Genomic DNA, 23,755 nt, shown 5'->3' on the forward strand with positions numbered 1-23,755 from the left:
GGGCAGCGGGTGCAGCCGGTTGTGCCGGGGCCGGTGGAGCTTTCGGCGGCTCGACCTTTTTCACCGGTTTCGGCTTCTCGACCGGTTTCGGTTTTTCGATCGGCTTGGGTTTCTCCACCGGTTTCGGCGGTGGCTTGACCGCGTCCTCGTCTTCCACCGGTTGTTCAGGTTCCGGCGGTGGTGGCGGAGGAGGCGGCGGTGGCGGTTCCGGGGTGGGTGGTGCCGGTGGCGTCGGGCTGGTCAGCTCGACGGTCATTTCCGGAATCTGCGGTGGCGTTGGCAATGGCTCTGTTTTGGATTGCTGGAGAAACCACCAGGCGCCGCCATGTATCAGCGCCGACACAGCGACCAGCAACACCATCTGCTGTTTATTCAAACCGCCGGGTTGCGAGGTATTGGCTTTAAACGCCGGCCTGCCCGGTGGCGGCGGAGTTGGCGCTTCCCGCAACGGCCCCGGCAGGGTTCTGTGCTTTACCGCATCGTTCATTAAAGCTCCCTCGGGTTGATGAAGGGCAATAAGGTGCCGTCCGAACATCTGGGGGATGTTCGAGTGGGTGGGTGCAACTTTCTTCAAGGTGAGCAGAAGCCGATAGTGGAACTATCCGGTTAACAAGGCTTGTGCAAACTTACTGGCTTAGCGCTATCGACTTCGAGTGTTCATTAGCCATTCCCTGGTGTTGTTCTATGTAGGAGCCTTCGGCAGCTCCTACAATTGATTACTCGAATTCTGTTTTGCAACGGCTGTGCCAGATGTTGCCGAAATGTAGAGTGGTTATTTCATGAGTGTTACCCATGTCGCATTTATATAAGTTTTGCCATCGCCGTGGTTTTTCTCCGGCGCACGGATTCCCGTTACTCCGGTTAACGGAGCTTTTTCAGAGGCGAGTCAGGCTCTACGCGCTATCACGCGGGTTGGCGGGATAGAGCGGCTGCGCAGCTGGCGGCCAGGGCACTTGCTGGTGCGCGGCGGACTGAATTGGTGCGGGTCAATGTTTTAGCGGCTCACGTGGCATGTTCCTTGTTCTTGTTTAAATGAAATCAATGTTTGCTGTGCTGTTTGGTTAAAGTCACTGGAGCTGTTTTGGTGCGTTTGTAAAATCGCTGGAAGTTATTGTTCGACAATCCTGCTTGCGTTCATTTAATACATTGGTTGTGCAATAACTTTGTGAGTTGTATTTAAAAAATAAATAGCACGCCATTGCCGGCGAATAAGTCATTGCCGATCACAGGGCGCGGTCGTGGAGTCAGGTAATAAAGTAAAGGCGTTGGTCGCCGGGGCTGTTCGAATGAACTCGGCGTTGTGCACAAAGAGGCGAGCAGAGGTTGATGCGGCAGAGCGTTTGAAGATTCACGCGGTGAACTCCTTGTTGCCAGCTCGGATACGCGAACTTTTGGTTCGGTATCGCACCTTACAAGAACGCGGATAGCGTTCGATGATTGCTCTTGGTGCGGGATGGGCACCGCCAGCGCTGTTTTGCGAGGTTTGAATTCGCAAGTCGCGAGTGCATGGGAAATCCGTGCCAAAACCGATACACAGACAGATTATTTCTACACCCGCGCTACAGCCATCTACCCTGTGGCAATGGCCTTTTCGGGGGGATTGGATATGTACCAGCTCTACGGGCACAGAAATTCGGGCGCAGCCGCCATCGAAGCGGCGCTGGAACTGTGCCAGATCGCTTACCGCTTCATTGATATCGAAGCCAGCACCGAAGCCGCCGAGGCGCTGGCCCAGCTCAATCCACTGAAGCAGATTCCCACCCTGCAACTGCCCGATGGCAGTGCAATCACCGAGAGTGCGGCGATTCTGATTCATCTGGGCCTGACGTTTCCCAAGTCAGGCCTGCTGCCGGCCAAGGCGGATGATCGTGATCAGGCGATTCGTGGTCTGGTTTACATCGTCAGCAACTGTTATGCGGCGATCGGCGTCATCGATTATCCGGAGCGCTGGCTGCTGATGCCCGACGAAGCCTCGCGGCAGAATCTGGTCGCCGGCGCGCGCGTGCGTTTGCACTGGAGTTGGGAGGTGTTTGCCGACCAGTTTTCTGCCGAGCTGTACCTGGATGACGAAACGCCGGGGGCGCTGGATGTGTTGGCGGCGGTGGTGACGCGCTGGGCCGGCAGCCGCGAGCATTTGCGTCAGGCGCGACCGGGGTTTTATGCATGGTTGCAGCGGATCGACCGGCATCCGGTGCTGGCACCGGTGTTTGCCCGGCATTGGCCTTCCTGAACACACCGCAGATGATCGTTCCCACGCTCTGCGTGGTAACGCAGCCCGGGACGCTCCGCGTCCCAATGCGTGACGCAGAGCGTCACAGGAGGCATTCCTTTGCTGCGCGTGGGAACGATCAGGAGGAGGGGGTTTATTCCCCGCGAATGTACTGCTCCAGCTGCTTGATCAGCTCCGCCTGTTCGGCAATCGCTTCTTTGACCAGGTCACCGATCGACAGCAAACCAATCAACTTGCCGTTCTCCACCACCGGCAAGTGGCGCAGGCGTTTGTCCGACATGATGCCCAAGCAGGTGTCGACGGTTTGATGAGTGTCCACGGTGATCACGTTCGCCACCATGATGTCGCGCACCGGCGTGCCCACGGATGAGCGGCCATGCAACACCAGTTTGCGCGCGTAGTCGCGTTCGCTGATGATGCCGACCACTTTGTCGTCTTCGACCACCAGCAAGGCGCCGACGTTTTTTTCGGCCATCTTCATCAGCGCTTCGAGCACCATGTGATCAGGTTTGATCTGGTGCACTTCCTGATTTTTCTGATCTTTGAGCTTGAGCAGTTGGGCGACGGTCTTCATGGCGGTTACTCAGGTGTTGTCGTTGTTATCCAAGCATCGTAGACGCAAGCGCGCAGGGCAAGGTGGCAAAGCGGCAGATAACACGCAAAAAACGTCATTTGCCGGGTTTTTCCGTGGCTGGCGGCTGTTTATCGTCAGGGTCATCCCAGGCAATGCCGCGTAGAATGCCCCTCTGTTTCAATTTCTGAGGTTGCAGTGGTGGATTTACCGCAGGGCTTCGTCCTGACCCGGCATTGGCGCGATACTCCGGCCGGCACCGAAGTCGAGTTCTGGCTGGCGACCGACGCCGGGCCGCGCCGTGTGCGTCTGCCACATCAGCCGTCGGTGGCGTTTATCCCCGCCGAGCAGCGCGAAGCGGCCGAACGCCTGCTGCACGACGAAAAGAACGTCGAACTGCGCCCCCTGGCCCTGCAGGATTTCGAGCATCGCCCGGTGCTGGGTCTGTATTGTCAGCAACACGGCCAATTGATGCGCTTGGAAACCGCGCTCAACCGCAACAGTGTGGACGTCTACGAAGCTGACGTACGCCCGCCGGAACGCTATTTGATGGAGCGTTTTATCACCGCGCCGGTGCGGTTCAGTGGCACGCCCGATGCCGACGGCGTATTGCTCAACGCCCAGCTCAAACCTGACCCCGATTATCGACCGAAACTACGGCTGGTTTCGCTGGACATCGAAACCACCGAAACCGGCGAGCTGTACTCCATCGCCCTCGAAGGCTGCGGCGAGCGTCAGGTGTACATGCTCGGTGCGCCGAACGGCGACGCCAGCATCGTCGACTTCGACCTTGAATACTGCGACTCGCGCACCGTCATTCTGAAAAAGCTCAACGACTGGTTCGCCCGCCACGACCCCGATGCAATCATCGGCTGGAACGTCGTGCAGTTCGACCTGCGCATCCTCCACGAACACGCACGGCGCCTCGGTGTGCCGCTTAAGATCGGCCGTGGCGGCGAAGAAATGCAGTGGCGCGAGCACGGCAGCCGTAATCACTACTTCGCTTCGGCGGCGGGGCGGTTGATCATCGACGGTATCGAGTCCCTGCGTTCGGCGACCTGGAGCTTCCCCTCGTTCAGTCTGGAAAACGTCGCCCAGACCCTGCTCGGCGAAGGCAAGTCGATCGACAATCCGTACCAGCGCATGGACGAAATCAACCGCATGTTCGCCGAGGACAAACCGGCGCTGGCCAAGTACAACCTCAAGGACTGTGAACTGGTCACGCGGATCTTCGCCAAGACCGAACTGCTGACCTTTTTGCTCGAACGCGCCAGCGTCACCGGACTGCCGGCCGATCGCAGCGGCGGTTCCGTGGCGGCGTTCACCCATCTGTATATGCCGTTGATGCACCGCCAGGGTTTTGTTGCGCCGAACCTCGGCACCAATCCGCCGCAGGCCAGCCCGGGCGGGTTTGTCATGGACTCGCAACCGGGCCTTTACGAATCGGTGCTGGTGCTCGATTACAAGAGCCTGTACCCGTCAATCATTCGCACCTTTCTGATCGACCCTGTCGGCCTGATAGAAGGCTTGCAACACCCCGATGACGCCGACTCGGTGCCGGGCTTCCGTGGCGCGCGATTCTCGCGCACCCGTCATTGCCTGCCTTCTATTGTCTCGCGCGTCGCCGAGGGTCGCGAGACCGCCAAGCGCGAGCACAACGCACCGCTGTCGCAAGCGCTGAAAATCATCATGAACGCTTTCTACGGCGTGCTCGGCTCCAGCGGTTGCCGCTTCTTCGATACGCGGCTGGCCTCATCGATCACTCTGCGCGGCCACGAGATCATGCTGCGCACGCGCAAGCTGATCGAAGAGCAAGGCCACGCGGTGATCTATGGCGACACCGATTCAACGTTTGTCTGGCTGCGTCGTCCGCACGGGCAGGAAGAGGCGGCGAACATCGGTCATGCGCTGGTCAAGCACGTCAACGACTGGTGGCGCGCGCATGTGCGTGATGAATATGGCCTGGAAAGCGCCCTCGAACTGCAATTCGAAATTCACTACAAACGCTTTCTGATGCCGACCATTCGCGGCGCGGAGGAGGGCAGCAAAAAACGTTATGCCGGCCTCGTCACCCGTGCCGACGGCAGCGATGAAATGGTCTACAAAGGTCTGGAAACCGTGCGCACCGACTGGTCGCTGCTGGCCCGGCAATTTCAGCAGGAACTCTACGAGCGGATTTTCCAGCGCAAGCCGTATCAGGATTACGTGCGTGACTACGTGCGCAAAACCCTCGCCGGCGAATTCGACGATCGACTGATCTACCGCAAACGTCTGCGCCGCACCCTTGACGACTATGAACGCAACGTCCCGCCGCACGTGCGCGCGGCGCGGCTGGCCGACGATTACAACGCGCAACACGGGCGCCCACGGCAGTACCAGAATGGCGGCTGGATCAGCTACGTCATCACCCTGGCCGGCCCCGAGCCGCTGGAAGTGCGCCGCGCCGCGATCGATTACGACCACTACATCACTCGGCAACTGCAGCCGGTGGCGGATGCGATTCTGCCGTTTGTCGACGACGACTTCTCAACCCTGATCGGGGGGCAACTGGGCCTGTTTTGAGTCGAGCAGTTGCAGCGTCCACTCATCAAGAATGCCGTGGAAGTAGCGCTCCAGTGCCTGATTGAACACGCTGTCTTCAGCGCAAAACTGCGCGAACAGGGTCATCGATGAATGAAATTTCAGGTCATCGGGATGGCCGAAAATCTCCGCAATCGAGCGCTGTTGCACATTAAGCACTAACTGCGTGCAAGTACGCAGGCGTGCGCCGAGCAGCTCGTGGGCCAGATAGGCCCGGGCTTCCTCGGCCGAACCGATGGCGTAGCGCCGGGACATTTCACTGCCGCCCAGGCCGGCGAACTGCGGAAAGACAAACCACATCCAGTGGCTGCGTTTGCGGCCGTCGTCGAGCTCGCGTTGCACGCGCTCGAACACCGGATCCTGGGCCTGGACAAAACGTTGCAGGTTGAACGGGTCGTACTGATCAGTGCTTCTCATCGCGAAGCCCTCGCCAGCCGCTGGCTCAAACCATGGCCAGCCGCTGCTTGCGTTGTGGCGCTTGAAACGCCTGGTCCAGCGCCGCCAGATCCCCGGCCTCCAGTTGCAGTTGCGCGGCTTGTGCATTGAGTTGCACATGTTCCGGTCGCACAGCCTTGGGAATCGCAATCACACCATCCTGACGCAGAATCCACGCCAGTGAAACCTGCGCGGGGGTTACACCATGACGAGCGGCAATCTTGTTCAGCAGCGGTTCAGCCAGCATCGCGCCACCCTGGCCAATCGGACAATAGGCCATCAGCGGCATGCGCTGGTGTTGGCACCACGGCAGCAGATCGAATTCGATGCCGCGCTCTTCGAGGTTGTAGAGCACCTGATTGGTCGCGCAGGCAGAACTCGACAGTTCTTCGAGATCATCGACATCGAAATTCGACACGCCCCAACGGCCGATCTTGCCGTCCTCGCGCAGGCGCTCGAAGGCTTCGACGGTTTCGTCCAGCGGATACTGGCCGCGCCAGTGCAACAGATAGAGGTCGATGTAATCGGTGTCGAGCCGCCGCAGACTGCGCTCGCAGGCCTGCGGAATGCCTTTGCGGCTGGCGTTGTGCGGGTAGACCTTGCTCACCAGAAACACCTGATCGCGCAGACCGGCAATGGCTTCGCCAACCACGCTTTCGGCGCCGCCCTCGGCGTACATTTCGGCGCTGTCGATCAGGGTCATGCCCAGCTCGATCCCCGTGCGCAGCGCCGCCACTTCACGCTTGTGCGCCGAGCGATCTTCACCCATGCGCCAAGTGCCTTGGCCAATGATCGGAACCTGGACGCCGGCCAGTTCGAGGGTACGCATGCAAACCTCCTTGCTGAATGTGTCGATACCTTTTAGTGGGCAGCAGGATAGATCAGATCGTTCCCACGCGGAGCGTGGGAACGATCAGGTACGGCGGGGCGAGTTATTTTGCGGAGAACTTCAACACCACGCTGTGGCTGTAAGCCTGCCCCGGATCAAGCCGAGTGCTCGGGAAGTCCGGCTGATTCGGTGAATCCGGATAATGCTGAGTCTCCAGGGTAAACGCGCCCCAATGCGGATAGACCTTGCCACCCTTGCCCTTGACCGTGCCGTCGAGGAAGTTGCTGGTATAGAACTGCACACCCGGTTCCGTGGTGAACAACTGCAGCACGCGACCGGACTGCGGGTCACTCACCTCAGTCGCTACTTTGCCGATATCACCTTTGGTATCCAGCGCCCAGTTGAAATCAAACCCACCCTGTTTCGGCTCAGCGAATTTTAGCTGCGGATGATCAGCCTTGATGTGCGTGCCAATCGCAGTGGGTTTGCTGAAATCCATCGGCGTGCCCGCGACGGGTGCCAGTTCGCCGGTCGGGATCAGTTTGGCGGTGACCGGGGTGTAATGGCTGGCGTGCAGGGTGGCGACCTGTTTGAGGATGTCGCCATTGCCGGCACCGGCGAGGTTGAAATAGCTGTGGTTGGTCAGGTTGAGCACGGTCGGTTTGTCGGTGCTGGCCTTGTAGTCGATGCGCAGTTCGTTGTTGTCGGTGAGGCGATAGGTCACTTCGGTGGTGAGGTTGCCGGGGAAGCCCATTTCGCCGTCCGCCGACAGATAGGTCAGGGTCACGCCGACCGAATCCTTGTCCTTGGTTTCCTGGGCTTTCCAGACTTTCTTGTCGAAGCCCAGCGTGCCGCCGTGCAGCGCGTTGGTCTTGTCGTTCTGCGGCACTTGATAGCGCTTGCCGTCGAGTTCGAACGCACCTTCGGCGAGGCGATTGCCGAAGCGGCCGATGGTCGCGCCGAAGTAGGCGGTGCCTTTCTGGTAGCCCTGCACATCGTCGAAGCCGAGCACGACGTCGTCGAACTTGCCGTGCTTGTCCGCCACTTTCAGCGATTGCAGGGTCGCACCGTAGGTGATGACGGTCGCTTGCATGCCGTGGCTGTTGCGCAGGATGTATTGCTCGACGGGCGTGCCGTCATTGGTTTTGCCGAAAGCTTTGTGTTCGGCGCTGAGGCCGGCCGCGTTGGCGGAGAGGGTGGCGATCATCAGGGACAGTCCGAGGCCGGAGAGCAGGTGACGGGATTGAAGCATGGTAGACCTTCCTTCTTGTTGTTGTTTTCAAAATGGCGCCGATGCCGTGTAGGAGCTGCCGCAGGCTGCGATCTGTTGATCTTGCTTCTAAACCCCAGAGTCAAAAGATCGCAGCCTTCGGCAGCTCCTACACGGTAACTAGTCATGCTATTTGTATGTGAAGTGAAGATTTATAGTTGATTAATCGTTTATTTCAACAATAAAGACAGACTAATTGGTTGGGCAGGCATTGCCGAAGGTCGGTTGGTCATGCGCACCACTGCACTTTTTCGCAATCGGCGGCTCTATCCATGGCCAGGATGCGGTGACTCCCGCCGCACAGGAATGTGCCCGTTCGAGATTTCATGCCGAGAGTTTTTGCCCTGATCGCTGCTTTTTTCCGCCGCCCGTGCCTGTTGCTGGCCTGTTTGTCGTCGCTGCTGTTCAGCGGTTGCAGTCACCAGGACGGCAACGGCTTCTTCAATCAGATGCGTGACGGTCAGCCGCAAGAGTTCTTGCAGACCAGCGTCGACCGCATGGCCACACTGGCGATGCGCGACAACCTCAACAGCCTCTATCGCTTGCAGGGCAAGTTGTACTTGCGCAACCCGGAAGAACTGCGCAAGTCAGGCTTTCTCAACATCCATGCGGCCGTGAAACAGGTGCGCCAGGCCATCGAGCAGCAACAGCCGCTGCCGGTGCTGGGAGGGCGCAAGGATCTGGCGGCGCTCAGCTATGCGATGAGTCCGGAGTTTCTCGGCGATCGCGTCGGCGCGTTCATCTATGCGATCGGCAGCATGCTGGTCACCGCCCACGGCAATCGCACCGAGTTCTATATGACGGACGCGATCAACCCGACGTTCGTTCACAACGCTGCACGCAATATCGAAAAAGCCACGTGGATTTTGTCCCAGCGACAGAACAAGGAAGGGCAGCCGCTGCTGTTCTCCAATGAGATCTCGGAGGAGGGCAGCAACCTGAGTTTCGCCACCGAGTTCGGCAAAATCGTTGCGCGACTGGACCTGATCACGCAGATGCTTGATGAGCGCTACCGGCGGATCGGCCTTAACTACGCGCAGAGTTTGCTGTTCCTGAATTTCTTGCCGGTGCAGTGAGTGCAGAGCACCAATGTGGGAGCGAGCCTGCTCGCGAAAGCGGTGGATCAATCAACACTTCAGTGCCTGAAAGAGCGCATTCGCGAGCAGGCTCGCTCCCACATTGATCGAATAGTGAAGGTTGTTTTTGTATACAATCCGTCACCGCTATTGATCAAAATGGAGCCGCCCCCGTCATGACCGACCCCGCCAGCGCCGATTTCAGCCGCGTCGACCGCACCGCCCGTGCGGACAAACTGCCCTATGCCGCGTTGCTGGCATTCGCCATGACCGGTTTCATCGCCATCCTCACCGAAACCCTGCCGGCCGGCCTGCTGCCGCAAATCGGCGCCGGGCTCGACGTCAGCGAAGTGCTCGCCGGGCAACTGGTGACGCTCTACGCGCTGGGTTCGATTGTCGCGGCGATTCCGCTGACCGTCGCCACGCGCGGTTGGCCTCGGCGGCGGGTGTTGTTGATGACGGTCGGCGGCTTTCTGATATTCAACACCGTCACCACGTTCTCCAGCCATTACGGTTTGACCCTCGCCTCGCGCTTTCTCGCCGGGATGGCGGCGGGGCTGTCGTGGGGGATCATGGCCGGGTATGCGCGCGGCATCGTGCCGGTGCATCAACAGGGGCGGGCGCTGGCGATTGCCATGCTCGGCACACCAGTGGCGCTGTCGCTGGGCACACCGGCGGGGACGTGGCTGGGCAATCTGATCGGTTGGCGCGCGTCGTTCGCGATCATGTCGGCGCTGGCTCTGGTGTTGGCGGCGTGGATTGTCATCGCCGTGCCGGATCGTCCGGGGCAAACCAGCGAGGAGCGTCTGCCGTTACTCGAATCGCTGCGTCTGCCCGGTGTGCGACCGGTGTTGTTCGTGGTGCTGACGTGGATGCTCGGACACAACATTCTCTACACCTACATTGCACCGTTTCTGATGCAGGCCGGGTTGGCTGACCGGGTCGATTTGGTGCTGCTGGTGTTTGGCCTGTGTTCGCTGGTGGGGATCTGGATTATTGGCATGCTGGTGGATCGCTGGCTGCGTTGGCTGACGCTGATCAGCCTCGCGGTGTTTGCGCTGACGGCGCTGGTTCTGGCGTTGGCAGCGCCGTCGCCGCTGATCATTTACGCGTGCATGGCGGTGTGGGGATTGTCGTTTGGCGGCTCGGCCACTTTGCTGCTGACTTCGGCAGCGGACTCGGCCGGTGATCACGTCGATGTGGTACAGGCGATGCTCACCACCTCTTGGAACGTGGCGATTGCCGGCGGCGGGTTGTTTGGCGGGTTGTTGCTGGATCGGGCCGGGGCGATGTCGTTTCCGTGGGCGCTGCTGATCCTGTCGCTGATCGCGCTGGCCACGGTGTGGATCAACAAAAACCACAGCTTCAAACCAGGCCGACGAGTGCATTAACTCTGGAAACCACCGCTTCACACTGTGGGAGCGAGCTTGCTCGCGAATACGTTGTGTCAGTCGACAGATGAGTTGAAGGATCCACCGCATTCGCGAGCAAGCTCGCTCCCACAGGGGGATAATCGTGGTGAATTCGATATGGCATAACGATAGACCGCATCGATATCTGTGGTTATAAGAAAAATCGCTATGCTGCGGGCCAGATTTTTCCTGTCGTTTTTCTGGACGGTTTAATGGAATTGGCAAATTTCGGCCTGGTGATTGCCGGGCTGGTGGTGGGGTTTATTGTCGGCATGACCGGTGTCGGCGGTGGTTCGTTAATGACGCCGATCCTGCTGTGGTTCGGCATCAACCCGGCAACGGCAGTGGGCACTGATCTGTTGTACGCCGCCATTACCAAATCCAGTGGCGTCCTCGTTCACCGCAAAAACAAAAACATCGACTGGGCGATCACCGGTTGGCTGACCCTCGGCAGCGTGCCAGCGGTGGCGATGACCTTGTGGTTCCTTAGCACCCTGCACACAGCGCCGGACGCGATGAACGCCATCATCAAACAGGCCCTGGGCTTTGTGCTGTTCGCCACCGCGCTGGCGATCTTCTTCAAGAAACGCTTGCTCGACTTCGCCCACAAACGCGCCGGTGGCAACTACAACCCGAGTGGTTCACGGCTGAACGTGATGACCGTGATCACCGGTCTGGTCCTCGGCACCATGGTTGCCCTGACCTCGATCGGTGCGGGCGCCCTTGGCACCGTTGCGCTGTTCATCCTCTATCCGCTGCTGCCGACCCGCCGTTTGGTCGGCACGGAAATCGCCCACGCCGTTCCGCTGACCCTCGTTGCAGGCCTCGGCCACGCGAGCATGGGCAATATGGATTGGGGCGTGCTGGGGTTCTTGCTGGTCGGCTCGTTGCCAGGCATCTGGCTCGGCAGCCACCTGACCGGACGCATCTCTGATGAAGTGCTGCGCCCGTGCCTGGCGACGATGCTGGTGTTGATCGGCTACAAACTGGCGTTCTGAACCGGCCATGAGTGAAACCACTGTCCATTGCGATGGCCGCCTCGCCATCACCGTCGAACCGCGTGAGATGCGCATGAGCCATTGGCTGTATGCGCCGCGGGTAGTCGATCTGCAGCGCCAGCAAGTGCTGCTGGATCTGAGCGAGAGCCTGTGGGATTTGCTCGGTACTGCCGACGAGACCGTCAATGGCCTCTCGCTGGTGCTGCGCAAATACCCGGGCGATCGGGCGTCGGTGAGGTTGAGCGTTGAACTCGACAGCGGTGAACTCAAGCTCGGTGGACAACCCGTCGCCCCTGCGCAATTGCTCTCCGCGCTCGATTCAGCGCTGGGGTGAGGCGGCACAGCCTACCGCGAGCCGCCTCACCACCGGTTAGCGCTGAATGACGTATTTCATCACTGTCACTGGCAAATCGTCGTAGACCAGTGCTTCAACCTCTTCCCAACCCAGCCGCGCATATAGCGACTGCGACGTGTCGGTGTACAGATACAACTCAGGCACACCCAGCGCCGCCGCTTCTGCAACCACTCGATTGACCAGTTGCGAAGCAATCCCGCGACCGCGTTCCTCAGCCTTCACATAAACGCCAGCCAGCCATGGCGTCAGGTTCGGGCGCAGCTTCAGATCGTTCTCGATCAGCAACGCGCCGCCCAGCAAACGTGAACCCTCAAGCGCTACCACCACACTCGGCACCACTCCTTTGCCGCAGGATTCGCGCATGTGTTCGATGCGGTGCTCGACGGTTTGCCCGGCACGAAACTCGCCCCATTCCTCGAAGTTGAGCGTGGCCAGTTCTTCGATCAATTCGGGGTGATCGCACAGGTAATCGATGTGCATGCGGGTGAACTCCATTTCATGGGCAGAACCACGACCCTAATGCGGTCATAAAAGGTAATCAAATCCGCGTTGCGATCACCTCGGATAGGTTGCGCAATGTCGCGCCTGTCCTAAGCTTCTGACTAGGCGGAAGATATTTGCCGGGTTGTCCCGGAACAATCGCCACGATGCGCAATCATTAGAGCGTGGATATCAAAAGGAGATGCGCATGCTCATCAGGTCACTGACCCTGACACTCTTGCTGGCGATTGCCGGCCCCTTGTTCGCCGCTGACAACGATTCGCCCATCGCCGGAGATATGGGCCGCGCCCGACCGCTGATCGTGATCGCACAAAGCACGGTCGACCCCGTGTGGGTGGCTTTGAAAAAGTCGCTGGAGGATCCCGCCAACAAAAAGGGCGTCACCGACCGCAACATCAAGGTCTACACCATCCTCAACATGTCCGGCCAACTCGACGGCAAGGACATGGGCCAGCAAGACACCATGGCGCTGCTGCGCTCGCTGAAGCTCGGTGCCGGGGCGTATCCGAAAGTGTTCCTGGTGGGCAAGGACGGCGAGACCAAACTCTCGGCTTCGGGGGATGAAGCGAAAGCGCTGGACCTGAAGAAAATCTTCGACACCATCGACGCCATGCCGATGGCTGAGAAGGAAGCGGCCGCTGCGGCTCAGGCGCCGGTCGCTGCTACGCCGGAACCGGCGAAAGGCGCGAAGAACGCCAAGCCGACCAAGCCTGCGAAACCAGCCAAGCCGCCGGAAATGCCGGATGATTGATCGGTTTTTGTAGAGACGATTTCACGTCAAAGGGGCGAGAGGATTCAATCTTCTCGCCCCTTTTTTATGCTGGCATTTGGCGAATGATGTTCACCAGTACGGGGGAGAAGGGGTCGAGTTTATGCGCTTTGGGAAGAAGTAGATCATCCAGGAGCAGGTCGAGTATTTCCTTGTCCTCGATCTCCGGCAATTCGCCAGGTTGGACCCCGACCTTGTAAATCAGTGCTTCAACCAAGGTTCTTCTTCTGCCGATAAGTGGTCGATTGCTCTCTTCGGTGTGACCCAGATTCAACGCCTTGATGGCTTCTTCTGCGCGCGAGGTTTTTCCTGCGACCAGTCCTGAAAGATAGAACTTGAGTTCGGTTTCACACTCATCCATGAACGGAGTCAGCCGCAGCGGCTGTGTTCCTCGACCATGTCCGCAATGCGGACGGTTCTCGCAACTGGCTACAATGTTGCTGAAATCCAGTGTGCGATTGTGTACTCGATCCTGAGCCTCAACATGCTCATTGTGAGAGCCATTAATTGTGATGGACTGGCAGCAATAGGCGCACAGTCCGAACTGTTCGGCGATGCAGGCGGCGCGGACGGATTGACGCTCTTCGGGCGGCAAGTCGGGATAAGTGGCGGTTTTGTTTTTCAGCTTCCATTTTGCAAGCGAATCCGGCTCAGTTCCTTTGATGATCTTACGCACGACGCAACTCCAGTTTGCGGATCAAGAGAGCAGCTTTTGCCAGCTCGATATGACCTTCGGGGAGTTCCGAGGAAAGTTCGGCGAAAAGTGATTTTGCTTTCTCGAGATTACCGTCCTGCACCTCGTTAAGCAGTCGGTTCAGGCGCTTCTGCACGTCGCTGTTGCGGATGTCGGTGTCCATGACTTCCAGAAGTACCTGATTGGCGTCGAGTCCGTACAGGCCGTTGTGTTCGTGAAGTTCTCCGTCATTAAGGACATAAACCAGCACATCTTTGGCGTCACTGATGACCAGCGGTGAGTGGGTGGTCAGGACGAATTGGCAGTTCGGGAAGGTTTCGCTCAATTGGCGGATCAGGCTGCGTTGCCATCTCGGGTGCAGGTGTAGATCCACTTCGTCGATCAGTACGATGCCGTCGCCGTGCAGCGGGTTGTCCAGTGACTGGTTCATCATCGCCAGGCGACGCGCGATGTCGCCGACCAGCGCCATCATCGATTTCTCACCTTGCGAGAGTTGAGCAACGTTGAGGGTGACGCCGTCCTTTTCGATTGCCATGTGCAGACGCGGTTTGCGTTGCACGCGCAAGTTGGAGAAGCCGGGCATGAACGCCGCGATGGCCGAGCGCACTGCAGTCAGTTGGCGGTCACGGGAGGAGGCTTTCAAATTGGCCAGGGTATTCCAAACGTCGCTGGCGGTGCCGAACTTTTCCGAGATTTCGGCCAGTGCAGTGTCGGAAATTCCAGTTTCGTTTTCGCTGTCTTCGCGCTCACGGAACCATTCAAAGAAGCGACGGAAATCGACGCCCCGGTTGAGTGAGTTATCGTAGCCGTCGAGCTGATCGAAGGTGTGTTTAGTTTTAATCTTTAATGGGATCTCTAGAACCGAGCGCTCAACCGGGTAGTAGGCGATTAGAGGGAGAGAGGCTTTCTCATCGGCTGTTAGTCGGGAGCGATAGTGATCGGCAAGACGACTCGCTTCGGTTAATTCACTGTGGACTGCGTACTTTCGCCCTTGTCGGCCGCGTGCCACTCCCCAGACAAACAGTTCGGTCTTCGAGCTATTAGCATCCGTTCCTGAGTGAGATTCTAAGCAGTCTGCGACTACAGTTGATGCGTAGGATGCTGAAAATCCGTTCTGAATATCTTCTTCAGCAATATGGGTGCCATTGCCTTTCTCAGTGCGAACTCTTGCGACGAGCCAGCTCAGCGTCGTGGCGAGGGATCTCAAAAGCGTGGTCTTTCCTGCACCGTTATTTCCGACAATCACTGTTACATTCGACGGGTGCGTATCCGTCGGTGCCAGCTTGACGGCCACGTTCGCAAATCGACCAAAGTTTTTGAGCTTGAGTACTCTTACTTCCATTAGTACGCCCTTACGCGGCATCACGGTTGCTGGCTTTGGCGCGCATTATGTCATCCCCACCAACGAATTGATTCGATGCAGTGTAGATACAACGAATTAGGTCGGTAATCAAAAGTCGTTGCGGCATGTGCCTGCCGAAATGTCTGACGCAAATCCCCTTCAACCCCCGCGGATTTTTCCTGCAAGTCGCGGCGGCGGTGGTGAACTGGTGGGTTTTGGGGAGGCGGGATAGTCTTCTTTGGCCGCTGCAAAAAAACAGTGGTCGGATGTGGAAGTCCGCTGGATAGAGAATGAAACAGGCTTTCATAAAGCGCAGTGCGACATTATTTATGTCAACATTGCCGCGTTTATGGCGGCTGTGCGCGGGAGCACTTTCGAGTGCGCCGGGGTTTCGTTCTCTTCCCAGGTCTTCCACACCTGCGTACAGCTGCCACCTTTCATGTGGAAGTGAGTTTGGGTGGCCTTCTGAAATTCAAATAGAGAACTTCTGACATGAAAAAACACACTCCAAACCCTCCCGAATCCCCCATGGATTCAGGATCCTTCGATGCCAATAACCCCCGCTTACGCAACCCGCATCACCCCGATCCCATCAGCCACGTCTTCACCATCCTCCCCGATATCGATACCCCCACGCTGCTCTGCCACGCTTGCGAAACCCTCGCTTCACTCAACGCCCTGACCACCGACCTCGCCGCAGAACTGCAGGGTTCGCCGCGCAGCCTAGCCTTGTCGATTCAGCAGTTGGCCGTGCTCGGCGAGTTGCTGGTCAACCGAGCGCTGGACAATCTCGATCCACCGGCGGCAACGCAACATTGAACAGGGAGGTTCAAACATGACGCGATACATTCCGCTGACCGGGATCGACTGCAAGATTCCCGCTCTGTTGATCGACCGCGAAGCACCGGTGGATGTGCTGCATGGCACAGCGGCTTACCGTTTGCGCTGTGTGACGCAATTGATGGAGACACTGGCGCTCGGTGACGGCAAGGGCCAAGACGCTTTGCTGCTGCAGGATTTCGCCCGGGTGATGGCGATCCCGTTGCGTGACAGCTGTGACTTGATGGATGTCATCGGCTGGAAGCTGCAGGCGCAGCTTTAAAGACAAAAGATCGCAGCCTGCGGCAGCTCCTACAGGATCGGTTTTTTCACTCGGTCAATGTGTGAGCTGCCGCAGGCTGCGATCTTTTGATTTTCAGTCAGCGACAGCGCTGAGAATTGTATGGGCGATTTTCACCCGCTCAGGAATCGGGAAGTTCTTGTTAGCCATGATCACGATGCCAACATCTTTGCTTGGCACAAACGCCACATAAGTGCCAAAACCACCGGTAGAGCCAGTCTTGTTGATCAGCACATCATGCGGCTGCGGTTGCGACGGGTTCAGCCACTGCACCTTGTGCGCCTCCATGGCCATTTCCGTCGAGTTGCCCGCCAACAAACGGTCAAGGCTGATCGGGTAGCGATACATTTCCCAACCCAGACCTTGGGTCATGTCGCCAACCGTGTAGTAACCGGTGTGGGTGTTGGCGATGGTTTTTTGCAGGGAGGCTTCCAGCGTTTCAGGTTTCAGGTTGGCCTGAACGTAACGCAGCATGTCCACCGCGCTGGTTTTCACGCCATAGGCCTGCTCGTCCAGCGCACCGGGCGTAACGCGGACCGGTTTGCCGTTCTTGTCATAGCCCTGGGCATACAGGTCCATTTGCGCGGCAGGAACGCTGAGGTAGGTGTGCTGCAAACCGAGTTTCGGCAGCAGGGTTTGGGTCATCGCCTGATCAAACGGCTGGCCGAGGCTCTTCGCTGCCAGATAACCGAACAATCCAAGGCTTGGATTTGAATACTGGCGATGACTGCCTGCCGGATAAACCGGTTTCCACTGTTGGAAATAGCCGAGCATCTTGTCAGACGAATCCGCGTTGTCCGGGAATTGCAGTGGCAAGCCGCCGGCGCTGTAGGTGCCCAGTTGCAGCACTGTGATGTTGTCGAACGCGCTGCCATTCAGATCAGGCCAGAGCTGGCTGGCCTTGGTCGACAGGTCCAGTTTGCCAGTGGCCTGGGCGTAACCGGCGAGGGTGGCAGTGAAGGTTTTGCTCACCGAGCCGATTTCGAACAGGGTGTTTTCGCTGACTTTTTGCGCGGTGTCTTTACTGGCTACGCCGTAGTTAAAGTAATGCGCCTTGCCGTTTACGGTCAGCGCCACGGTGAGGCCGGGAACGTTCTGTTGCTTCATCATCGGCGTCACCGCTGCGTTGACCAGCGCTGACAGTTGCGCATCGTCGGGCACGGCGGCGAAACAGGAATTGGCGCCGAAGAGCAGACCGAAAGCGGCGCAGGAAATGACTTTGCTCGATTGAATGGATGACATGAATGAACCACTCTCCATGAGTGTTGATGATGTTATCCCGCTACACTGCGGGCGATTTCTTCGTTGGGCAACTGAACAGCGCCGCCAATCTAGTCAGCGCGACGGCAATCGACAAACGACGAAAACTCGCACGAGCCATTAGAAAAATTTGGGACTGGGCATGATTCGACCGCAATTGCCGCTCAACGCACTGCGCGCCTTTGAAGCCTCCGCGCGTCATTTGAGCTTCACCCGCGCCGCCGTTGAGCTGTGCGTCACGCAAGCCGCCGTCAGCCATCAGGTCAAAAGCCTGGAAGCGCAGCTCAACGTGACGCTGTTCAAACGCCTGCCCCGTGGGCTGATGCTGACCAGCGAGGGCGAAACCTTGCTGCCGGTACTGAGCACCTCGTTCGATCACATCGCACAGATACTCGAACGCCTCGCCGGCGGACAGTACCGCGAAATGTTGACCGTTGGCGCGGTCGGTACGTTCGCCGTGGGTTGGCTGTTGCCTAGACTTGCGGACTTTCGGGCGAAACATCCGCTCATAGATTTGCGCCTGTCGACCAACAACAATCGCGTGGATGTGGCGGCAGAAGGGTTGGATTATGCGATCCGTTTTGGCGCCGGGGCGTGGCATGGCATCGAAGCGACGCGTTTGCTCGATGCGCCGCTGTCGGTGTTGTGCGTGCCGGAGATCGCCCGGCAATTGCATTCGCCGGGGGATTTGTTGCAGCAGACGCTGCTTCGCTCTTATCGCACCGATGAGTGGCCGGAGTGGTTTCAGGCTGCCGGGATGGCGACTCAGGCGGCACCGCCGCAGAGCATCGTGTTCGATTCGTCGCTGGCGATGATGGAGGCGGCATTGCAGGGTAGCGGGGTGGCATTGGCGCCGCCGCTAATGTTCGCCCGGCAACTGGCGGCGGAGGCGATATGCCAGCCGTTTGCGATTGAGATTACGACGGGGAGTTACTGGTTGACGCGGTTGCAGTCGCGCCCGGAAACGGCGGCGATGACAGCGTTCAAAACCTGGCTGCTGCAAATTTCCGGTTAATGCAAAACCCTTGTAGGAGTGAGCCTGCTCGCGATAGCGGTGTCTCAGTCAACATTGATATCAACTGACACACCGCTATCGCGAGCAGGCTCACTCCTACAGGGACCGTGGTGGATTGGAGATCAGGTTCAGCGCACCAGACACGGCCGCTTGTTATCGAACTTCCATCCCGGAATCAGAAACTGCATCGCCACGCTGTCATCGCGTGCGCCGAGGCCCATGCCTTTATATAGCTCATGAGCCTTGGCCACCTGATCCATATCCAGCTCGACACCCAGCCCCGGTTTTTTCGGCACCTGCACCAGACCGTCGACAATTTGCAGCGGGGCCTTGGTCAGGCGCTGGCCGTCCTGCCAGATCCAGTGGGTGTCGATCGCGGTGATCTCGCCCGGCGCCGCAGCAGCAACATGGGTGAACATCGCCAGCGAGATATCGAAGTGGTTGTTGGAGTGCGAGCCCCAGGTCAGGCCCCATTCATGGCACATCTGCGCCACGCGCACCGAACCCTGCATGGTCCAGAAGTGCGGGTCGGCCAATGGAATGTCCACCGACTGCAACTGGATCGCGTGGCCCATTTCGCGCCAGTCAGTGGCAATCATGTTGGTGGCGGTTTTCAGCCCCGTGGCGCGACGGAACTCGGCCATCACTTCACGGCCGGAATAACCGTTTTCCGCGCCGCACGGGTCTTCGGCGTAGGCCAGCACATGATGCTGATCGCGGCACAAACGAATGGCTTCTTTCAGTGACCAGGCGCCGTTCGGATCGAGGGTGATGCGCGCATCAGGAAAGCGTTCAGCCAGCGCCGTCACCGCTTCGATTTCGGCATCGCCGCTGAGCACGCCGCCCTTGAGCTTGAAGTCCTTGAAACCGTATTTCGCGTGGGCTGCTTCGGCGAGGCGCACTACGGCTTCGGCGGTCATGGCCTTCTCATGACGCACGCGGAACCAGTCGTTGTCGGCGTCCGGTTCGCTGCGATAGGCGAGGTCGGTTTCGCGCTGATCACCGACGTAAAACAGATAACCGAGCATCTTCACTTCATCGCGTTGCTGACCTTCGCCGAGCAATGCCGCCACCGGTACATCCAGATGCTGACCGAGCAAATCGAGCAGCGCCGCTTCAAGACCGGTGACCGCGTGAATGGTGATGCGCAGGTCAAAGGTCTGCAGGCCACGGCCGCCGGCATCGCGGTCGGCAAAGGTCTGGCGCACTTGATTGAGAATCTTCTGATAAGTGCCGATCGGGCTGCCGACCACCAGGCTGCGTGCATCTTCCAGGGTCTGGCGAATGCGCTCGCCACCGGGCACTTCACCGACGCCGGTGTGGCCGGCGTTGTCCTTGAGAATGACGATGTTACGGGTGAAAAACGGCCCGTGGGCGCCGCTCAAATTCAGCAGCATGCCGTCGTGACCGGCCACCGGGATGACTTGCATGTCGGTGATGATCGGAGCTTTGGCGGTGTCGTGTGCGGTCATGTTCTTATCCTTTTAATACGCAATCTTTAACAATGGGCGTCAGGCGTGTTTCGGCGCGGTCTCGACCACGGCGATGTCGGCAGCAGGTTTTGGCGTAGTGCGCGCGAAGAAGACAATGATCGCGGCGATGATCGAGGTCGCGGCCAGGCCATAGAGGCCGCCCTGAATCGAGCCGGTGTGTTCTTCGAGCAGGCCGAAGGTGGTCGGCGCGACGAAGCCACCAAGGTTGCCCACCGAGTTGATCAGTGCGATCACCGCCGCAGCGATGCGGGCATCCAGATACGCCTGCGGAATCGGCCAGAACAGTGACGAAGCGGATTTGAAACCCAGCGCGGCGAAGCAGATGGCGACGAAGGCGAAGACCGGCCCGCCGGTGGTGGACATGAACATCCCCGCAGCCGCGATCAACAGCGCAGTAGCGACCCACGCCTGCTGGTGTTTCCACTTGGCCGAGAACGAAGCGAAGGCGTACATGCCGATGATCGACAGCAACCACGGAATCGAGTTGAACAGGCCGACCTGGAAGTCGCTCATCTCGCCCATTTTCTTGATGATGCTCGGCAGCCAGAAGGTTGCCGCGTAGATGGTCAACTGAATGAAGAAGTAGATCAGGCAGAACAGAATGATCTGGCGATCCTTGAGCAGTTTGCCCATCGATGGCCGGATCGGCGTCGCGGCTTCGCGGGCCTGCTGTTCAGCGTCAATGGCGTTGACCAGAGCATTCTGTTCGGCACGGCTCAGCCATTTCGCGTCGTGGGGTTTGGCGTCGAGCCAGAACCAGACAAATACGCACAGGCACACCGAGAACATCCCTTCAATGAAGTACATCCATTGCCAGCCATGCATGCCCAGCCCGTTGATCTGCAGAAGCAGACCCGACAGCGGACCGGAGATCAACGAAGCCACGGCGGAGCCACTGAGGAAGATCGCAATCGCCTTGCCGCGTTCGGCGCCGGGCAGCCAACGGGTGAAGTAGTAGATCACCCCGGGAAAGAACCCGGCCTCGGCCACACCGAGCAAAAAGCGCAACACATAGAAGTGGGTTTCGTTCTGGATAAACGCCATGCCGGCGGCGACCAGGCCCCAGGTGAACATGATGCGAGTCAGCCAGATGCGTGCGCCGACTTTCTGCAAAAGCATGTTGGAGGGGACTTCAAACAGCGCGTAACCGATGAAGAACAACCCGGCGCCGAAGCCGTAAGCGGCGGCACCAATACCGAGGTCGTGTTCCATGTGGGTGCGGACGAAACCGATGTTCACCCGGTCAATGTAATTGACGATGAACATGATCACGAAGAGCGGCAGGACGTGGCGTTTCACTTTCGAGATGGCCGACGCGAGTGTCGAATCGACGCCCTCGTTCATCCCGGAGACGGAGGTTTTCACTTGGTTTTCTCCCACTGATTATTTTTATGCGGGGTAGGGCAGGTGCTGCGTTGTTGATAGACATCATACAACTTGGATTTTTTGTCCTACAAGTGGGTAGGGTCGATTAATTTTATCTGGAAGGCCGGCTTCTTATGCTTTTTCGTGTTTTATCCCAATGTTTGTTGGTCTTTGTGATTTGAGGGACGCGATGGGATCTCGCGCCTGCATACGGTAAATCGTCAGGGATGCTTGGGTTTTTCCAATTTATTTGAGTGTTGTCATACAAGTTGAGCGCTAGAATTGATCCCGCCAACCCGCCTCGCAATGCTACGATCGGCAAGCCCCGATCACCGGAACCGACCATGCAAGAAGACCTCGACGCCCCCGCGCGCAAACGTGCACACAACCTCGCCCATGATCTGGTGGAGAAACTCACCCAGAGCATCCTGTTGGGTCAGTTGTCGCCCGGTGACAAATTGCCCTCAGAGAATTCCATCGTTCAGGAACACGGCGTCAGCCGCACCGTGGTGCGCGAGGCGATTTCCAAATTGCAGGCCTCGGGGTTGGTGGAGACGCGCCACGGCATCGGCACGTTCGTCATCGAACGCGCGCCGGAGCAGGGCTTGCGCCTGAATGTCGACACCGCGCTGGGCGTGCGCAGCATTCTCGAACTGCGCCTGGGCCTGGAAACCCAGGCAGCAGCACTGGCAGCGCAACGGCGCAGCGAGCAGCAATTGCTGCAAATGCGTCAGGCGCTGGATGACTATCAGCGGTTACTGGACAACAACGACAGTTGCGTCGAGGCCGATCGACGTTTTCACCTGCTGATCGCCGAAGCCACGGGTAACGTCTGTTTCAGCGAAATCATGCAGCACCTGGGCAGTGCGATGATTCCGCGTCACCGGCTCAATGCTGCGGAGCGCGGGGTGGCGGATCTGAGCAAGCTCGGGCAACTGGCCCATCTGGAACATGAGGCGATCCTGAATGCGATCAAGCGCCAGGATGCGGACGCCGCGCGCGCGGCCATGTGGCTTCACTTGACCAACAGCCGCGACCGCTTTTCCGCGCAGGGTTGAACGCCGTCGGTCTGGTCGATGGCACGCCGCCAACCGGCCTGATTCCAAGCTGTACGGCCCGGGTTTTCCGGACCTCCTTGGTGAGGTGTGTCATGGCTAATGATTTGCTGTTTCAGGGCGGTGTGCTGCCGACCGATCCCACCCGGCCGATGCCCGGTACCGATGAACCGACTCTGGCCGATCACGACTCACCGATGGGAATGCCCCCGGGGCGTGATCCGCTGAGCGATGGTGATCGGCCAGAGGACTGGAAGGATCCGGCGACAGACGATGAAGATGTGCCGCCGGCGGATGAGCCGACGCCGTTGTCGGATGATCGGCGCTGAACCCTGGTTGTTGTGCTGGATTTACCGGCCCTTTCGCGAGCAGGCTCGCTCCCACATTTTGGAATGCGTTCTCCTGTGGGAACGAGCCTGCTCGCGAAGACGGCATTCGCTTCAAAACAGATTTCAGATCAAACCCCGGCAGCCCGAACACCTCCAACCCGCCGCTCCAGATTCAACGCCAACACACTGATCAACACCACCACCGACCCCACCAGCACCAGCAACGTCGGCCGCTCGCCCAAACCAACCGACGCAATCCCCATCGCCGTCGACGGTATCAAATACAACGTCATCGTCGCCCGGCTCAGATCCACATGCTTGAGCACAAATCCCCACGCCAGATAGGCCAGCGCACTGGGAAATACCCCCAGCGCCAACACCGCCCACTGCACCCGCAACGGCGCATTCAGCACGGCTTGACCCAGCCCGGGCAGATAGACCAGCAGCATCAACGTCCCCGACCACACCGCGTAACACGCCAGACTGAAGCCGTCGTAACGCCGCGCATGATGTTTTTGCAGGGCGAAGTAAATGCTCCATGAAATGGCTGCCAGCAAGATCAGCAAGCCATGGACATCGATAGCCCCCAAACCCTTATCGCCGCTGACCACGATCACCACGCCGACAAACCCGAGCAACACACAATTCCAACGCCAGACACTGACCTGATCCTTGAACACAAACCGCGCCAGCAGCGTGCTGAACAACGGACTCGATTGCGCCAACACGCTGGAAGCGCCGGCACTGACGCTTTGCTGGCCGATGTTCAGTGCGACGTGATGCAGGCTGACGGCGAAGAAGCCCAAGGCAAACAACAGTGGCACATCGCGCCAATGCGGCAGGCGAATGCCCTTGAACGCGGCGATCAGTGCCATGAACAGCGACGCCAACAGAAAACGCAGCAACGCCAGATGCCCGGGATCGTAGGCTTGCAATCCGATGTGAATGCCAGTCGGCGAATACGCCCAGCAAGCAACGACGAAAGCCATCGCCAAGAGGATTTTCAGTGGGGAAGGGGGCGGCATGATCAGGCGCTCGGTGGTGTCGATGCGCCGA

Annotated in this window: 24 protein-coding genes and 1 pseudogene; 13 read left to right on the plus strand and 12 right to left on the minus strand. The window is 58.7% G+C overall.

What is annotated here, in order from left to right:
• Positions 1–487 (minus strand): annotated as a pseudogene (locus ACWR1S_RS26225) (energy transducer TonB); the annotation flags it as partial.
• Positions 488–1,606: 1,119 nt separating this feature from the next.
• Between ACWR1S_RS26225 and ACWR1S_RS26230 the strand changes: the two are divergent.
• Complete coding sequence (locus ACWR1S_RS26230; RefSeq protein WP_454565513.1) at positions 1,607–2,230, plus strand: glutathione S-transferase N-terminal domain-containing protein; 624 nt, start codon at positions 1,607–1,609, stop codon at positions 2,228–2,230.
• Positions 2,231–2,363: 133 nt separating this feature from the next.
• On the opposite strand, the gene ACWR1S_RS26235 is transcribed toward ACWR1S_RS26230, so the two are convergent.
• A complete protein-coding gene (locus ACWR1S_RS26235; protein ID WP_008084932.1) occupies positions 2,364–2,804 on the minus strand; it encodes a CBS domain-containing protein in 441 nt (146 codons plus the stop codon).
• Positions 2,805–3,002: 198 nt separating this feature from the next.
• On the opposite strand from ACWR1S_RS26235, the gene ACWR1S_RS26240 reads away from it, so the two are divergent.
• Positions 3,003–5,363 carry a DNA polymerase II gene (locus ACWR1S_RS26240; protein ID WP_454565514.1) on the plus strand — a complete coding sequence of 787 codons (2,361 nt, stop codon included), beginning with the start codon at positions 3,003–3,005 and terminating at the stop codon, positions 5,361–5,363.
• Here the strand turns inward: ACWR1S_RS26240 and ACWR1S_RS26245 are convergent.
• From ACWR1S_RS26245 to ACWR1S_RS26255, 3 genes are all read right to left on the minus strand, one after another.
• Entirely contained in the window at positions 5,328–5,798 is a 471-nt protein-coding gene (locus ACWR1S_RS26245; RefSeq protein ID WP_454565515.1) for a DUF1810 domain-containing protein, read from the minus strand. The two genes, ACWR1S_RS26240 and ACWR1S_RS26245, sit on opposite strands and share 36 nt — an antisense overlap.
• A 25-nt stretch (positions 5,799–5,823) precedes the next feature.
• Positions 5,824–6,645, minus strand: a complete 822-nt coding sequence (locus ACWR1S_RS26250; protein WP_454565516.1) for an aldo/keto reductase — start codon at positions 6,643–6,645, stop codon at positions 5,824–5,826.
• 103 nt (positions 6,646–6,748) lie between these two features.
• Complete coding sequence (locus tag ACWR1S_RS26255) at positions 6,749–7,897, minus strand: aldose epimerase family protein (RefSeq protein WP_454565517.1); 1,149 nt, start codon at positions 7,895–7,897, stop codon at positions 6,749–6,751.
• Positions 7,898–8,241: 344 nt separating this feature from the next.
• On the opposite strand from ACWR1S_RS26255, the gene ACWR1S_RS26260 reads away from it, so the two are divergent.
• From ACWR1S_RS26260 to ACWR1S_RS26275, 4 genes are all read left to right on the plus strand, one after another.
• Positions 8,242–8,991 carry a hypothetical protein gene (locus ACWR1S_RS26260; RefSeq protein WP_242207530.1) on the plus strand — a complete coding sequence of 250 codons (750 nt, stop codon included), beginning with the start codon at positions 8,242–8,244 and terminating at the stop codon, positions 8,989–8,991.
• A gap of 176 nt (positions 8,992–9,167) precedes the next feature.
• A complete protein-coding gene (locus tag ACWR1S_RS26265) occupies positions 9,168–10,382 on the plus strand; it encodes an MFS transporter (RefSeq protein ID WP_454565518.1) in 1,215 nt (404 codons plus the stop codon).
• 233 nt (positions 10,383–10,615) lie between these two features.
• Complete coding sequence (locus ACWR1S_RS26270; protein WP_242207532.1) at positions 10,616–11,401, plus strand: sulfite exporter TauE/SafE family protein; 786 nt, start codon at positions 10,616–10,618, stop codon at positions 11,399–11,401.
• A gap of 7 nt (positions 11,402–11,408) precedes the next feature.
• Positions 11,409–11,735: a hypothetical protein gene (locus ACWR1S_RS26275; RefSeq protein ID WP_454565519.1), complete on the plus strand. Its 327-nt coding sequence runs from the start codon at positions 11,409–11,411 to the stop codon at positions 11,733–11,735.
• A gap of 36 nt (positions 11,736–11,771) precedes the next feature.
• Here the strand turns inward: ACWR1S_RS26275 and ACWR1S_RS26280 are convergent, their stop codons facing one another.
• Entirely contained in the window at positions 11,772–12,236 is a 465-nt protein-coding gene (locus ACWR1S_RS26280; RefSeq protein WP_454565520.1) for a GNAT family N-acetyltransferase, read from the minus strand.
• 208 nt (positions 12,237–12,444) lie between these two features.
• Between ACWR1S_RS26280 and ACWR1S_RS26285 the strand changes: the two genes are divergently transcribed.
• The gene (locus ACWR1S_RS26285; RefSeq protein ID WP_454565521.1) at positions 12,445–13,008 is read left to right on the plus strand and encodes a DUF4174 domain-containing protein; all 564 of its coding nucleotides are present in this window, start codon (positions 12,445–12,447) and stop codon (positions 13,006–13,008) included.
• Positions 13,009–13,072: 64 nt separating this feature from the next.
• On the opposite strand, the gene ACWR1S_RS26290 is transcribed toward ACWR1S_RS26285, so the two are convergent.
• Both ACWR1S_RS26290 and ACWR1S_RS26295 read right to left on the minus strand, forming a co-directional pair.
• Positions 13,073–13,702, minus strand: a complete 630-nt coding sequence (locus ACWR1S_RS26290; RefSeq protein WP_454565522.1) for a retron system putative HNH endonuclease — start codon at positions 13,700–13,702, stop codon at positions 13,073–13,075.
• Positions 13,695–15,062, minus strand: coding sequence for an AAA family ATPase (locus tag ACWR1S_RS26295; protein ID WP_454565523.1), 1,368 nt, complete (start codon positions 15,060–15,062; stop codon positions 13,695–13,697). Before ACWR1S_RS26295 ends, ACWR1S_RS26290 begins: the two co-directional genes overlap by 8 nt.
• 238 nt (positions 15,063–15,300) lie before the next feature.
• On the opposite strand from ACWR1S_RS26295, the gene ACWR1S_RS26300 reads away from it, so the two are divergent.
• The 3 genes from ACWR1S_RS26300 (at position 15,301) to ACWR1S_RS26310 (ending at position 16,164) form a co-directional block, all read left to right on the plus strand.
• A complete protein-coding gene (locus ACWR1S_RS26300; RefSeq protein ID WP_454565524.1) occupies positions 15,301–15,513 on the plus strand; it encodes a hypothetical protein in 213 nt (70 codons plus the stop codon).
• 77 nt (positions 15,514–15,590) lie between these two features.
• On the plus strand, positions 15,591–15,881 hold the full coding sequence (locus ACWR1S_RS26305) for a DUF6124 family protein (RefSeq protein ID WP_454565525.1): 291 nt from the start codon (positions 15,591–15,593) through the stop codon (positions 15,879–15,881).
• A 16-nt stretch (positions 15,882–15,897) separates the two neighbouring features.
• Positions 15,898–16,164 carry a hypothetical protein gene (locus ACWR1S_RS26310; RefSeq protein WP_454565526.1) on the plus strand — a complete coding sequence of 89 codons (267 nt, stop codon included), beginning with the start codon at positions 15,898–15,900 and terminating at the stop codon, positions 16,162–16,164.
• Positions 16,165–16,257: 93 nt separating this feature from the next.
• Here ACWR1S_RS26310 and ampC read toward each other — a convergent pair whose 3' ends face one another.
• The gene (ampC, locus tag ACWR1S_RS26315) at positions 16,258–17,415 is read right to left on the minus strand and encodes a class C beta-lactamase (RefSeq protein ID WP_454565548.1); all 1,158 of its coding nucleotides are present in this window, start codon (positions 17,413–17,415) and stop codon (positions 16,258–16,260) included.
• 169 nt (positions 17,416–17,584) lie between these two features.
• On the opposite strand from ampC, the gene ACWR1S_RS26320 reads away from it, so the two are divergent.
• Positions 17,585–18,457 carry a LysR family transcriptional regulator gene (locus ACWR1S_RS26320; protein WP_454565527.1) on the plus strand — a complete coding sequence of 291 codons (873 nt, stop codon included), beginning with the start codon at positions 17,585–17,587 and terminating at the stop codon, positions 18,455–18,457.
• Between the two features lie 128 nt (positions 18,458–18,585).
• Here ACWR1S_RS26320 and gudD read toward each other — a convergent pair whose 3' ends face one another.
• Entirely contained in the window at positions 18,586–19,929 is a 1,344-nt protein-coding gene (gudD, locus tag ACWR1S_RS26325) for a glucarate dehydratase (RefSeq protein WP_454565528.1), read from the minus strand.
• A 39-nt stretch (positions 19,930–19,968) separates the two neighbouring features.
• A complete protein-coding gene (locus tag ACWR1S_RS26330) occupies positions 19,969–21,315 on the minus strand; it encodes an MFS transporter (RefSeq protein ID WP_454565529.1) in 1,347 nt (448 codons plus the stop codon).
• A 344-nt stretch (positions 21,316–21,659) separates the two neighbouring features.
• On the opposite strand from ACWR1S_RS26330, the gene ACWR1S_RS26335 reads away from it, so the two are divergent.
• Both ACWR1S_RS26335 and ACWR1S_RS26340 read left to right on the plus strand, forming a co-directional pair.
• Complete coding sequence (locus ACWR1S_RS26335; RefSeq protein WP_454565530.1) at positions 21,660–22,373, plus strand: FadR/GntR family transcriptional regulator; 714 nt, start codon at positions 21,660–21,662, stop codon at positions 22,371–22,373.
• Positions 22,374–22,465: 92 nt separating this feature from the next.
• A complete protein-coding gene (locus ACWR1S_RS26340) occupies positions 22,466–22,699 on the plus strand; it encodes a hypothetical protein (protein WP_454565531.1) in 234 nt (77 codons plus the stop codon).
• Positions 22,700–22,827: 128 nt separating this feature from the next.
• Here ACWR1S_RS26340 and ACWR1S_RS26345 read toward each other — a convergent pair whose 3' ends face one another.
• On the minus strand, positions 22,828–23,724 hold the full coding sequence (locus ACWR1S_RS26345; RefSeq protein WP_454565549.1) for a DMT family transporter: 897 nt from the start codon (positions 23,722–23,724) through the stop codon (positions 22,828–22,830).
• Positions 23,725–23,755 lie beyond the last annotated feature (31 nt).

The sequence above is a fragment of the Pseudomonas sp. AIG genome (assembly GCF_977020205.1).

Bases quoted from the DNA above. Each gene is read 5' to 3' on its own strand.
- ACWR1S_RS26230 (WP_454565513.1), top strand. From the start codon at position 1,607: ATGTACCAGCTCTACGGGCACAGAAATTCGGGCGCAGCCGCCATCGAA.
- ACWR1S_RS26235 (WP_008084932.1), bottom strand. From the start codon at position 2,804: ATGAAGACCGTCGCCCAACTGCTCAAGCTCAAAGATCAGAAAAATCAG.
- ACWR1S_RS26245 (WP_454565515.1), bottom strand. From the start codon at position 5,798: ATGAGAAGCACTGATCAGTACGACCCGTTCAACCTGCAACGTTTTGTC.
- ACWR1S_RS26250 (WP_454565516.1), bottom strand. From the start codon at position 6,645: ATGCGTACCCTCGAACTGGCCGGCGTCCAGGTTCCGATCATTGGCCAA.
- ACWR1S_RS26255 (WP_454565517.1), bottom strand. From the start codon at position 7,897: ATGCTTCAATCCCGTCACCTGCTCTCCGGCCTCGGACTGTCCCTGATG.
- ACWR1S_RS26260 (WP_242207530.1), top strand. From the start codon at position 8,242: ATGCCGAGAGTTTTTGCCCTGATCGCTGCTTTTTTCCGCCGCCCGTGC.
- ACWR1S_RS26265 (WP_454565518.1), top strand. From the start codon at position 9,168: ATGACCGACCCCGCCAGCGCCGATTTCAGCCGCGTCGACCGCACCGCC.
- ACWR1S_RS26270 (WP_242207532.1), top strand. From the start codon at position 10,616: ATGGAATTGGCAAATTTCGGCCTGGTGATTGCCGGGCTGGTGGTGGGG.
- ACWR1S_RS26275 (WP_454565519.1), top strand. From the start codon at position 11,409: ATGAGTGAAACCACTGTCCATTGCGATGGCCGCCTCGCCATCACCGTC.
- ACWR1S_RS26280 (WP_454565520.1), bottom strand. From the start codon at position 12,236: ATGCACATCGATTACCTGTGCGATCACCCCGAATTGATCGAAGAACTG.
- ACWR1S_RS26285 (WP_454565521.1), top strand. From the start codon at position 12,445: ATGCTCATCAGGTCACTGACCCTGACACTCTTGCTGGCGATTGCCGGC.
- ACWR1S_RS26295 (WP_454565523.1), bottom strand. From the start codon at position 15,062: ATGGAAGTAAGAGTACTCAAGCTCAAAAACTTTGGTCGATTTGCGAAC.
- ACWR1S_RS26305 (WP_454565525.1), top strand. From the start codon at position 15,591: ATGGATTCAGGATCCTTCGATGCCAATAACCCCCGCTTACGCAACCCG.
- ACWR1S_RS26310 (WP_454565526.1), top strand. From the start codon at position 15,898: ATGACGCGATACATTCCGCTGACCGGGATCGACTGCAAGATTCCCGCT.
- ACWR1S_RS26320 (WP_454565527.1), top strand. From the start codon at position 17,585: ATGATTCGACCGCAATTGCCGCTCAACGCACTGCGCGCCTTTGAAGCC.
- gudD (WP_454565528.1), bottom strand. From the start codon at position 19,929: ATGACCGCACACGACACCGCCAAAGCTCCGATCATCACCGACATGCAA.
- ACWR1S_RS26335 (WP_454565530.1), top strand. From the start codon at position 21,660: ATGCAAGAAGACCTCGACGCCCCCGCGCGCAAACGTGCACACAACCTC.
- ACWR1S_RS26340 (WP_454565531.1), top strand. From the start codon at position 22,466: ATGGCTAATGATTTGCTGTTTCAGGGCGGTGTGCTGCCGACCGATCCC.
- ACWR1S_RS26345 (WP_454565549.1), bottom strand. From the start codon at position 23,724: ATGCCGCCCCCTTCCCCACTGAAAATCCTCTTGGCGATGGCTTTCGTC.